Raw genomic sequence first — 10,970 nt, 5'->3', positions numbered from 1 at the left:
ACCTTGCCACCCAAATCGCAGGGAGTCAGCGGCTGCAAACGACCCGAAAGCTGACGTTAATCAAAAATGCTTGGAAGACGGCTTCGAGCCCATAGTGACCGATGCTGCGCGATCAATCGACGGCGGCTATGCGCAGAAAGCGGACTTTGCAAAGTCTCGCTAAGGCACCAAAACGGACGCTTATCGCTGTCTCGTATGCAGCAGGTTAATATCCCAAAAATGATCGTTAGTCTTCTGTGCCGCTGACCCAAGCCACCTTCAAGTTTGGATCGAAGAGCAACGGTTTCACCTCGACTTGCCTAGTTCTAAGCCAGACAGGCTCAAATTCTCTGTTGTCCGCCAAAGCATCAAGGCTTGTATCGTGCGTAGTCGAAGTCCATATACACGAGGCTTACGTTTTTCTTTTTCGACCTGCTGTCTCCCCAATTCGGCGTTCAGTCTTTCGATTCAGACCGACCACGCCGAGTCGCCGCAATGATGCGGGCGGCACGTATTAGGAGACTTCCACCATGGCAAATGGCACTGTAAAATGGTTCAACTCAACCAAAGGTTTTGGCTTTATCGAGCCTGAAGATGGCAAGCGCGACGTGTTCGTGCATATCTCAGCGGTTGAACGTTCCGGCCTTAGCGAATTGAAAGACGGCCAAAAGGTTACTTTTGACGTCGAGGCTGGCCGTGACGGACGCGAAAGCGCCGCCAATCTGGCACTCGCCTGACCTTTTGCGGGCACCCCATAAGGGTGCCCGTTTGAACAATGGGCGACAATAGGCCGTCGGAGACCAAGTAAGTTGCAACCTAAAGACTGGACGCGGGTGCTCGCGCAATACCGTGTGCCCGATGCGAAGCGCAGTGTTTTTGAACTTGCGATCACTGTTTTCCCCTTATTCGCGCTATGGGCCCTAGCGTGGTTTGCGTTGTCATTTAGCGTCTGGATCGCAATATTGCTGGCCATCCTGAATGCCGCATTTCTGGTCCGTATCTTCATCATCATGCATGATTGTGGTCATGGATCTTTCTTTAGAAGCCGCAGCGCATGCAATTGGACTGGCCGGGTTCTGGGTGCTCTTACCGTTACACCTTATGACGTTTGGCGGCAAAGCCATGCGATTCACCATGCCTCAACCGGTAACCTTGATCGGCGTGGTATGGGTGACATCCCTACATTGACCATTGAGGAATACCTGAAACGGAATTGGTTCGGGCGTGCCGCGTATCGTCTGACCCGGAACCCCGTCTTCCTGTTCGGTGTTGCGCCGATCTATACGTTCTTTATTCAATACCGCTTACCTGTTGGCTTCATGCGGTCGGGCTGGCTGTATTGGGCAAGTGCGATGGGAACAAACGCCGCAATTGCAGGGTTCTTGGCTCTGATTTTATGGGCCGGAGGCTTTGAGGTGGTGGCGTGTGTTTTCCTGCCAACCGTGATTGTCGCATCATCGATTGGTATTTGGCTTTTCTACATTCAACACCAGTTCGAACACACGACCTGGGACCGGGAAGAGGGCTGGAACCTTCAGAACGCCGCGTTCTATGGTAGTTCTCACTATGCCTTGCCTGGCATCTTGCGGTGGTTCTCTGGCAACATTGGTGTGCACCATGTTCACCACCTCGCCAGCCGCATACCGTTCTATCGGCTAAACGAAGTTTTGCGTGACCATTCTGAGTTGGAAAACTGCCAGCGTATTACTCTATATGAGAGCTTTCATTGTGCACGATTGCATCTTTGGGATGAAAGAAGTCAACGTCTGCTGACATTTTCCGAGGCTTTGTCGAACGCCAATTCCAATAGGCATTTAGTGTAGTCTGGCGCGTACCAGATAGGCTTCGACCGTATCACCACCCAGGGCGCGAATGGCCTCTAGTCGGTGAAGGCCTTCAATCAGCACGAACCTCTTGTTGTCCGAGCGTATCTGTATCGGGGTCTTCTGGCCGTTCTTCAGGATATCTTCGGCCAACGTCAGAACTTTTTGTTGATCAAGCGTTTTCGCCCGTTTCACAGGTACATAGATCAGGTCGAGCGGATATGGTCTTTTCTCCAACATAAGCTACGTGAGCAACCTTTCGTGCATTTGTTCCGGTTCAAAGTTCGCTACAAGAGCTGGGTCTGGAATGTACGTCATAGAACCGAACGAACAGCGTCGCGCAGTTCCTGATGCATAATCCAGATTGCTGGCTCATCTTCACTTTCGATGTGAGAAAATGCCAAAACCTGCGCGGCGCCATCATTCTGTGCCGATCCAGCTTCGGGAAGTTCGAGTTCCAGATATTCTGCGATCAATAGTCCGACTTTCTTGAAAACTTTGATGGACGCCTCGCGCGATTTGTAACCGGCTGCCTGAGACAAGTGACCAATGGTCAGACCTTCCTTGCCTGCGATTGTAAGTGCTTTGAGTATTGTAACCTGCGCAGGGGTGAGCCTGATCTGGCGCAATGCCTCGACGTATTCTCTTTTACTGGGAACAAGGGTGCCGGAGTTTCCCTCAAATCGGCGTTGACCGCTACGCGTCCTGTCTCGTTCTTCGAGAATTTCTTTCAAGGCTTCAATGGCCAATGCCGGTGTTTCACCAACTGCATCAGCAATCATTGCCTGCGTTTTAGCTGGTGGCTTGGGGAAGGCGCGCGCAACGCTGTTACCGCTCAGAATACCAGCCTTAATCAAGTACTTCCCGAACTCTTCTTCAATCACACCAGATACGTCAGCGTTCTGCGTTTTACGAACACTGCGGTCCTGAAATGCTCTTTGGTCCAGACCGCGAGCTGACGTCTTTGAAGCCGGAAGGGTTACTTGAGGGGCATTTTTACGCATCAGAGAAACACCACTACAACTATCGCCACAACAAAAACCGCTAACGCGATAAACATCTTAACTATGTAGGACCTGCGATGAGCCTTTTCGGCTTTGAGCATTTTGCCCAAGTTTTCGTCTATCGAGTTGTGGTTCACGGCTTGGTCCTTCCGGATATGTCGGGCGAGATTGATTTCCATTAACCTATTGTCGCGGCACATTTTCGGTGCACGTATCGTTCTGTCGTGTGAACGGCCGATTGCATTCCCAACCATCACCTCTTCGATTCAAATGAGCGTTTGAAGGCACAAGGATCGCAACGCACCTGTCCCGGTTTGCGCGAAAACCACGTTCACATTTCCATCCGGAATAGGTTTCAGGTGCAAGGTACGCATGCTGCGGAACTGCCACAGGCTCACAGCCGCTATCCGCTGCCCTATAACCTCTGAGACATACCCATCCTTCTGAGCTTCTTTTGTCGCTCAGACGACCGTTGCTTGGGACACTAATCGCAACACAATCCTGATCTTCCTTGCGAAACCCCCAGTCACAGTGTATCTCCTGCGCGCCAAACCGGGTTTCGACGTACCCGTTTTGAGGCGCAATCAATTCTTCGCATTTTTCTCCGACACGCTGGAACAGCCGATTGCACTCCCATCGATCTCCGGTCGATGCAAGATATCCGTTATTGGGAACTGCTATTTCCTCACAAAGATCTCCAACACGCTGGAATCCATGGTTGCATTCCCAAACTGGACCAAAGGCACTGCCGGTCAAATATGCGTTTTCTGGTACGTCCGTTCTTTGACAGGATCCGTTCTTGTTATCGAAACTTTCGTCACAAACAGATCCGTCGGCATTGCTGGCGACTTGAGCAGGAAGCTTCGTTCCTGTGAGCAACACCAAAAGTGTCGGGATCAAACAAAGAATGCAGCGCGTAAACACGATGAACGACTGATTGAAACGGAACCTGAGACCTGATCTATCGGTCATTAAGCACGCAATTTATGAGCCATGTGCTGTTCATACGGCGCCTTCTTTCATGGGTCACGAGATGACTGGAGCATGTCAAGTGACAGTTGCGAATGCTTGCGAGGAACGAGCTCATAGCGAAGACCCCAGCGAAACCCGTTCCTATGCTGAGGCACATGCTACAATTAGTCTGAAGGCCATTGGATTATCGTAACCGGCAGCATCGCGGCGGCGAGTAATTTTTTACCAATGCACTCTTGTCGTTCCTAGTCTGTGAAGAGTCAAGGACGCACGCTCGTCAAGAAGCGTGTGCTGCGGAATGGTCAATTTTTGAGACCGGCGAGTTATTAGGTGGTTAAGAGAATAACTGAGAGGCAAAATTCACTTTGGGGCAATTTAGGTTGACAATTCGTCTGTGAAATCGCCGGATTTCTTGGGCAACAATCTTGGAGGTGGTGAACGCTCGCCGCGCCGGCCTATTGCCGACACCGAACTAGGAGATTCGCAATTTCTATCGACAGTTTTGCGGACACTGAGATTGGAAAACACCTCGCCGACGCTGCACGTCGTTGCCGTATGGTTTTCTTCACTGGATTACCAGCGTCTGGAAAGTCATTTCTGTTGCGCCAGCAAATATCCATTTCGGTCTCGTTGGGACGACGCGTACATATCATGCGGTGGGATACAGGACTCGCGGCGTTTCAGACCGAAGACATACTCGCAAAGTACCCAGATGTTTCAGATGGAACTCATCCGTTGATCCGAAAGGCAGCCGGATTGTGGGGCCGGAGAGCCCTAGCGCGATGGCTGACAGAGACTACCGATCCCACTGACATGATTGTCGGTGAAGTCCCTATCATCGGAAACAGGTTTTCCGAGTTCATCCAGGCGCAGCCGGATCAGGTTGAACCAGCCTTAGCATCCGAGGCAACCACCTTCATCTATCCTGTTCCTACAAAGAGTTTGCGCGCCAATCTCGAAGCCATCCGAAGGTCTACGTTTGCGAACCCAAAACACCCTGATGAGGCCAGAGATGCGCCTCCATCGACAATGGAACTGGCTTGGCGTTTGACGTGTACCAAGGCCGCAGAATTGGGTTTGATCTCTGAAGCGGACAGTCATTCTCCGTACGAGGAGATGATTTATTTGCGGTTTTTTGAGCACCTACTGCAACATCGAAACGCCATTAGAATTGGGGTCGATACGATTTATTCAAATGCCGGATCAGCCCATGATCTGGATGCGAACGTCTTAGAACTCAGTGCTAGCTCAGACGAAGTAAAGTACGCAATCGCAGAGGTAGAGACTACCTTTACAGTCGAAGCAGCCGCTCGAGAAGTTGAAAACTGGTATCGGGTGTAGCCTCGGACAAAGGTCTGTTCGGTTGGCATTTCGGAATTTGCAAAGCTTGGTTGCGAAGGTCCGCTTTGGGCTGACTGCGGTCCTTTGAATTAAGAATGCGGATGGCTGCAAAGTCCGCGTAGCGGTCATTCGCAGCAACTGTGCGAACGTCTGCACTGAGCCCATTTTGACCGATGCTGCGCGATGTCCTAATGACAGCAATGCGCAGAAAGCGGACTTTGCAAAATCTTGGGTACAGATCGTATTAGAAGTCTATTTTCTCAGAACTCTGGGCCTAAGCATCGATGGCTGGGGATTAGAAGCGCGAACGACGGATTCAGTTTCAAGGTTCAAATCCAACTCAGCGGATCGCCCAGAGACTGTTGATCTTCCCCGAGTTTAGAGCGGAGTGAACAGATAGAATGATGCGGCGTGACGCCAATTTGTTTCCTACCGACCCGGAGCGGGCAGGGATTGGCTCAAGGCAGTTCCAAGAAGGGTCAAGATAAACGCAGAAAACAAATCGCTGAACAGAGTTCTGGACTGTGACATAGATGATCTTCGCCGAGGTTGGGTGTGGGTGAACTAGTAGTTGAAACGCAAACCTAAGCCGGCACCTTTATCGTAGGGGCGGTCGGAACCTATACCGATGAGGAAATCAGCATAAATTGCGATGCCAGGACTGAGGTTCTTGCCAATCTGGAACTCAGCGGTCGCTGGCCAAGCATCGTTCTCCCAGTCATATGGTGCTTTGATATCAGCCTTGGCCCAGTACCCATCGCCAAACGGTTGTAGCGCAATCAACCGCATCGCGGTTTGGTTTATGTCCGTCGGGCCATTGTATGAAGCAAAATGCTGGAGCAGTGGGATCAGCGTCAGCCCTGATTTTGTGTTTGCAAAGGCGAACCCGCCAAAAGGCGCAATTTGATCGGACCCGGTTCCGATCCCTTTTCCCGGGTCGCCAAAGTCCAGTATCCACTCCAGACCAATGGCCGACTTGATGGCCCACGTTTCGTTGAGCGGTCTCTGAGAAGGGAAATAGATCGCTTTGAGGCTCAATTTCTCAAAGTCAGTGAACCGAGTTCCAGTCACATCCGTTGAGTTGTAGTGCAACTCATATTTCAGTTTCAGATCAGGCCGCAGCATGTATGCGCCATCTATAAAGGCGTCCTGCTTGTCAGCACCGTTGCCCAAATCAAAATACTGATACCGGATGTCCGTGTTGTTGACTGCGGCCAAAGGGTTTGAAGCGTTTTCATCGGCGATTGCTGGGGCCGCAACAATGCCAGTCGCCAATGCAAGGACAAGCGCTTGGATTTTCATATTGTTTCCAGAATTTTTGTTGTGGATGCCAAGCCCCACATCAAGCATATCATTATCTGATGCGGGGCTTGCATGACTCTTATCAGCTTCACCTTTTAGTCGGGCTGAATGTCCCGCTTGGCGACAAAGGCATCCACCGCTGCGACGGTTTCAGGACGAAGGTTCACGATACCTTCATAGGGACGTCCAGTCGCGGCCGGTTGATCGGGGTACATTTCCTTGAATTTCAGGTGGCGGGCAATAATGCGGTTAAACTCGTGTCCAGCCCATGCTCCGATCTCGGTCGATACGCTCTGTTCTTCGCGGGGGTCGCGGAACAGGTTGTAGAACTTGGCCACGATAGCATTTTCACCTTTGGCCGGAACTTTGAGTTTGATGTGTTCCTTTACCACCTCTTTCAGCGAATTGATCGAGTAGATCAGTACATGATCCCTGCGCCCATGCGTATCGCCAATAAACATCAGGGACGTCTGATCGACACCGTCAATGATCCGGTCGCGGGGGATGGCATCCATCGCTCCGCCGATACGCGCAATTGACGTGAACAAATCAGAGATATGAATAATGTCAGATACAATCGAGTCTCCCTCGATCAAGCCGGGCAGGCGGGCAAACGCGTCCACCCGAACGCCTCCTTCAGACGTATCGGCCTTGCCGCCGCGGAAGACCAGCGGCGAAAACCCACTGCCGGGGGCATATTTGGTGAAGTGACCGTTGTCGCCCATCAAAACGATTAGGGTATTGTCCCTGAGCCCCAGCGCATCGACTTCGTTCAGAATGACCCCGATCCATTCATCCAGCTCTTCCATGCTTTCAACGAATGTACCGCCGTTGGGTGTCGTGAACGCCTCTCTCGTCGTGCGCGTTGTCGACAGAGGGACAAGCGGCCAGTATTGCAGGAAGAACGGTTCATCCCGTTCTGCTAGCAGGCGCAACTGTTCCATCGCCTGTGCCTGATAGCGGATATTCATTTCATTGTATTTGTCCTGGGTCCATTTCTCACCCGGTTCCATATGGACTTCGCGAACCTCCCCGCCAATAACAGCTTCAAGGCCGGTAATCATGTGTCCCGGATCAGGGCGAAACCAATCATCCAGCGTGTATTTGGAATTGTAGTTGTCTTCCCCTATGGCCATGGTGATTTCTTCCTTGGCTGCATCTTCGTTGAAGATGGCCAACTGGCCCTGCTGATGGATGGGGAACGCGGCGTAGTCAAAGCCCTGATAAGTAGGCCAGGATTCCTGAATGTCGCCCATGTGCCATTTGCCAACATGCGAGGTGTTGTAGCCTACGGATTTCAGAACTTCGGCAATTGTGACTTCTTCATCGGCAAGGCCAAAACCTGAAATATCGACGGCCGTATCGCCCATCCCATTGCGATACGGCTGGCGACCCGTCATGAAGGCGACCCGCGACGGTGTACAGGACGGCTCGGTATACATGCGCGCAAACCGCATGCTTTCCTCTGCGAGCGCGTTAATATTGGGCGTCGAATACCCGCGTATCGCGTTCATCTCGGGCATACCCATGTCGCCAAAACCCATATCGTCAATAAGGATGTAGAAGATGTTTGGAGGGTTCCCTCCGTTTTTCTCACGAAAATCGGCCAGCAGTTGGTCAACCTGTGCGTCGTTCTCGACCCAAACGGCTTCGTTTTGCTGCTTCAGCACATAGTATTCCGCATCATGCACGATATTGCTGTCCTGAGCTGCCGCCGTGATAGCGGAGCCGGCAAAGACCAGCGCGGAGAGGAACAGTTTTGATTTCATGAGATACCCCTGTTTCATGATTTACTTGTTTTCAGACCTTCAAGGATCAGATGATGGCAAAAGGTTGAAAGGGAGAGTTCGCTGTCTTCAGCCTGTGAGCGCAACAACTCTTTTTCGCTTTTGGTTAGCAGCGTTACGACGCGTTCGGTGCGCGCAGTATCGTCAGGCAACGATGGGCGTCCGAACCTCTTCCCTCTCGATTTGTCTGCTTTGTCTTGCAATTGTCCAAGCCTACATATTCGAATAACATTTCATGAAAACTACCTGCGGGGCGGAATGGACGACATCAAAAAACGATCAGCCCCCAAAAAAACCTGCGCCCCAAACACACTTTTTTTGCAGGACCCTTCGCAATTCCGCGAGCTGTCCCAATGGGATGTCGAGCTACGCCAAATCGAAGAGGGAACTATGAACTCTTCGGTATCCGTTTGGGCAGGTCTTGACCTTCAAATGATTGATTTGTCGTTTGATAAGGCTGTGTACCAAACCGGTGTTTCTCGCCCTGACATTCTAGCGTTTGGCTTACCAGACAAAGGGAGTGTACGGACTTGGCTTAACGGCTCACCCTCAGACACCGCTCTGATGAATTTTGGTAGCGGAGACCCTTTTGAAGGCGTGAGCAATTCAACGCTCACAGGCCTGACCTTTGGCATCGACATCCGAAGGGCTCAACGGATCGCCAACGATTGCGGTCTTGATATCAGCACCGTGCGAAATGACGCTATAAGATCTTTCGTTAGCGACGCTGGCAAGCTTCATTCCTTAGTCAAAAACAAAGCGCGCTTTCTAATTGGATCAGCGGCCGGACCAAGCTCTGATAGTGAAGAGAGTGATATGATCTTAGAGCTTCTGGAAATGCTGGTGGTAGGCGAAAAATGGAGTGATCGGCGAAACAGTAAAAATAGAACCCGTTTAGCACAACAAGCCGTTGAGTTCATGCGGGCCCATTTGATGGATAACGTGTCAATCGGTGAAGTATGTGCAGATATTCAGGTATCCGCATGCACTCTTCGTCGCGCGTTTCAGGAAACATATGGGGTGAGCCCCAAGCAGTTTTATCTAAGAGCCCGTCTCGGTGCTGTGCGCCATGAACTGGTATCCTGCTCGCCAGAGGAGAGTATATCGGACATCGCAAACGCTTACGGATTTTGGCACATGGGTCAGTTCGCGCGAGACTACAGAGCACTCTTTGGACAACTGCCGACACAAACGTTGTCAGGCAAAATGAACTGAAACAGAGCTTGGCAGTACGCGGCCTAACTTGTCCGCAACACTAGAATTGCAAAGTCGGATTTTGAAGGTCCGCTTAGGGCTGAGACCAGTCATCAGAAAGCGATGAGTCTACGGCAACTTTGTCCGCAGAGCGGTCTTTCGCTGCAACTTGCTTGAACTTCTACTTTGCGGACAAAGCGTCCGTATAGCCAAGATTGCTTTGCCGGTAGGTTTCACGCTTTCGGCAGATATTGATCAAGCAGAGCATCCACCAGGCCCTCTTGCAACCGGTACCCTTTCTGCTGGTCTACTCGCAGTATGTCTTCCAATATTACAAACTGTTCCATGCCGGTTGTCATGGCCAAACGAAGGGTCAGGTCATCGTAATCGCCCCGTTTCATAGTTCCACGAACGGGTAATAGGGCCTCGCCAAATGCTTTCACCCTTCTGGCGCCGCGCATTTTGACAGTACTGTCCTGAAGTGATGCCTTTAGAGACTCAGCCAAAAACTGACGGAAGTACGCCTCATGTTCGCGCGAGAAATCCAGATAGTAGCGCGCCACAGCATGCACACGGCTTCGTACATCCTCAAGACCTTCCAGCAGTCTAGCAGTTGGAGTCACCTCTACGTCAAGGGTCGCATCCAGGGCCAAAACGCCGGGGTCGGAGAAGTACCGATATACCGTCGCGCGGCCAATTCTCGCGCGCTCTGCGACTCTAGCAAGGGTCACGTTTTCTCCTTCGGACATGAGCTCACGTGCCGCCGTCAGCAATGCCTCTCTTGTTCTGTTCTTTTGATTGGTTCGAGGAGCCAAATCGCGAATCCTTAATGATACACTTGTCTCATGAAGAGATTTATGTATCATATAGGCACATTCATCGAAGTAAAGGGAGCCGTTGAAATGACAGAGTCTCGCCCACGCAAATATCACCTTCTCGGTAATCTTCTGACATTCCACGCGTTTCCTGCTGAAACCGGAAATCGCTGCACCATCGTCGAGATCAAGACCGCCCCAGGTGCAGGCGCGCCACCCAACCATCACGCTGGCGAAGATGAAAGCTTCTATGTGTTAGAAGGTGAGTTTGAATTTTTCCTGAACGGCGAAACAAAAAATGTAAGCATCGGTGATTTCGTGAAAGTCCCGGACGGCGCGGTGCATGCGTTTACCTGTGTTGGACAAAGCCCAGGTCGCCTATTGTGCATCAACGCCCCAGGAGAAATGCACGATACATTCTTCACCGAAGCGGGTGAAGTAATGCCTGACGGCACCACAGACATTCCTGCCCCCGATGGGCCACCCGACATTCCGGCCATCATGGCGGTGGCCGAAAAGGCAGGTATGACAATTTTGGCGCCACAAAGTGCTCCTGCCTGAACTTCATCTTCGAAGCGGGAGCCTGCAAACTAGCGTTTCTGTGACGAGTTAGGAAAATGTGCCAAGCTGAAAAAACGGGACCACACTGGCAACGTCCGCAATGGGCTCGAAGCGGAAGATTAACGGGAGATTCCGAAAGTCTGCTTGGGAGCGGCGAGCGGACGATCCCGCCCGCCTAAAAGGTTAAAGATC

At 51.5% G+C, this 10,970-nt stretch carries 11 protein-coding genes; 5 read left to right on the top strand and 6 right to left on the bottom strand.

The window, feature by feature from the left end:
- Positions 1-509: 509 nt before the first annotated feature.
- Positions 510-716 (top strand): cold-shock protein, encoded by a 207-nt coding sequence (locus ACR0J4_RS22925; RefSeq protein WP_170328727.1) that lies wholly within the window; start codon positions 510-512, stop codon positions 714-716.
- A 72-nt stretch (positions 717-788) separates the two neighbouring features.
- Positions 789-1,802, top strand: a complete 1,014-nt coding sequence (locus ACR0J4_RS22920; RefSeq protein WP_174839946.1) for a fatty acid desaturase — start codon at positions 789-791, stop codon at positions 1,800-1,802.
- On the opposite strand, the gene ACR0J4_RS22915 is transcribed toward ACR0J4_RS22920, so the two are convergent.
- Both ACR0J4_RS22915 and ACR0J4_RS22910 read right to left on the bottom strand, forming a co-directional pair.
- Positions 1,794-2,042 (bottom strand): ParB N-terminal domain-containing protein, encoded by a 249-nt coding sequence (locus ACR0J4_RS22915; protein WP_039524390.1) that lies wholly within the window; start codon positions 2,040-2,042, stop codon positions 1,794-1,796. The two genes, ACR0J4_RS22920 and ACR0J4_RS22915, sit on opposite strands and share 9 nt — an antisense overlap.
- Positions 2,043-2,116: 74 nt before the next feature.
- Entirely contained in the window at positions 2,117-2,806 is a 690-nt protein-coding gene (locus ACR0J4_RS22910) for a hypothetical protein (RefSeq protein ID WP_170644446.1), read from the bottom strand.
- A 1,527-nt stretch (positions 2,807-4,333) separates the two neighbouring features.
- Here ACR0J4_RS22910 and ACR0J4_RS22905 point away from each other — a divergent pair.
- Positions 4,334-5,119 carry a DEAD/DEAH box helicase family protein gene (locus ACR0J4_RS22905; RefSeq protein WP_480668833.1) on the top strand — a complete coding sequence of 262 codons (786 nt, stop codon included), beginning with the start codon at positions 4,334-4,336 and terminating at the stop codon, positions 5,117-5,119.
- Between the two features lie 564 nt (positions 5,120-5,683).
- Here ACR0J4_RS22905 and ACR0J4_RS22900 read toward each other — a convergent pair.
- The 3 genes from ACR0J4_RS22900 to ACR0J4_RS22890 are packed head-to-tail and all read right to left on the bottom strand — an operon-like array spanning position 5,684 to position 8,360.
- Entirely contained in the window at positions 5,684-6,469 is a 786-nt protein-coding gene (locus ACR0J4_RS22900) for a hypothetical protein (RefSeq protein ID WP_170644444.1), read from the bottom strand.
- A gap of 47 nt (positions 6,470-6,516) precedes the next feature.
- Positions 6,517-8,190 carry a sulfatase-like hydrolase/transferase gene (locus ACR0J4_RS22895; RefSeq protein WP_170386664.1) on the bottom strand — a complete coding sequence of 558 codons (1,674 nt, stop codon included), beginning with the start codon at positions 8,188-8,190 and terminating at the stop codon, positions 6,517-6,519.
- Positions 8,191-8,204: 14 nt separating this feature from the next.
- Entirely contained in the window at positions 8,205-8,360 is a 156-nt protein-coding gene (locus ACR0J4_RS22890) for a hypothetical protein (protein ID WP_170380012.1), read from the bottom strand.
- 106 nt (positions 8,361-8,466) lie between these two features.
- On the opposite strand from ACR0J4_RS22890, the gene ACR0J4_RS22885 reads away from it, so the two are divergent.
- Positions 8,467-9,423, top strand: a complete 957-nt coding sequence (locus tag ACR0J4_RS22885; RefSeq protein ID WP_170465794.1) for a helix-turn-helix domain-containing protein — start codon at positions 8,467-8,469, stop codon at positions 9,421-9,423.
- A 212-nt stretch (positions 9,424-9,635) separates the two neighbouring features.
- On the opposite strand, the gene ACR0J4_RS22880 is transcribed toward ACR0J4_RS22885, so the two are convergent.
- On the bottom strand, positions 9,636-10,268 hold the full coding sequence (locus ACR0J4_RS22880) for a TetR/AcrR family transcriptional regulator (protein WP_170644442.1): 633 nt from the start codon (positions 10,266-10,268) through the stop codon (positions 9,636-9,638).
- A 36-nt stretch (positions 10,269-10,304) separates the two neighbouring features.
- On the opposite strand from ACR0J4_RS22880, the gene ACR0J4_RS22875 reads away from it, so the two are divergent.
- On the top strand, positions 10,305-10,778 hold the full coding sequence (locus ACR0J4_RS22875) for a cupin domain-containing protein (protein ID WP_480668832.1): 474 nt from the start codon (positions 10,305-10,307) through the stop codon (positions 10,776-10,778).
- Positions 10,779-10,970: the final 192 nt, after the last annotated feature.

The sequence above is a fragment of the Ruegeria sp. B10 genome, assembly GCF_056539825.1.
Note: the sequence above shows the minus strand (reverse complement) of the source record. Positions and strands in the feature narration are given on the sequence as shown.

What these genes read in the sequence shown, in the direction of transcription:
- ACR0J4_RS22925 (WP_170328727.1), top strand. Translation starts at nt 510, where the DNA reads ATGGCAAATGGCACTGTAAAATGGTTCAACTCAACCAAAGGTTTTGGC.
- ACR0J4_RS22915 (WP_039524390.1), bottom strand. Translation starts at nt 2,042, where the DNA reads ATGTTGGAGAAAAGACCATATCCGCTCGACCTGATCTATGTACCTGTG.
- ACR0J4_RS22910 (WP_170644446.1), bottom strand. Translation starts at nt 2,806, where the DNA reads ATGCGTAAAAATGCCCCTCAAGTAACCCTTCCGGCTTCAAAGACGTCA.
- ACR0J4_RS22905 (WP_480668833.1), top strand. Translation starts at nt 4,334, where the DNA reads ATGGTTTTCTTCACTGGATTACCAGCGTCTGGAAAGTCATTTCTGTTG.
- ACR0J4_RS22900 (WP_170644444.1), bottom strand. Translation starts at nt 6,469, where the DNA reads ATGCTTGATGTGGGGCTTGGCATCCACAACAAAAATTCTGGAAACAAT.
- ACR0J4_RS22895 (WP_170386664.1), bottom strand. Translation starts at nt 8,190, where the DNA reads ATGAAATCAAAACTGTTCCTCTCCGCGCTGGTCTTTGCCGGCTCCGCT.
- ACR0J4_RS22885 (WP_170465794.1), top strand. Translation starts at nt 8,467, where the DNA reads ATGGACGACATCAAAAAACGATCAGCCCCCAAAAAAACCTGCGCCCCA.
- ACR0J4_RS22880 (WP_170644442.1), bottom strand. Translation starts at nt 10,268, where the DNA reads ATGATACATAAATCTCTTCATGAGACAAGTGTATCATTAAGGATTCGC.
- ACR0J4_RS22875 (WP_480668832.1), top strand. Translation starts at nt 10,305, where the DNA reads ATGACAGAGTCTCGCCCACGCAAATATCACCTTCTCGGTAATCTTCTG.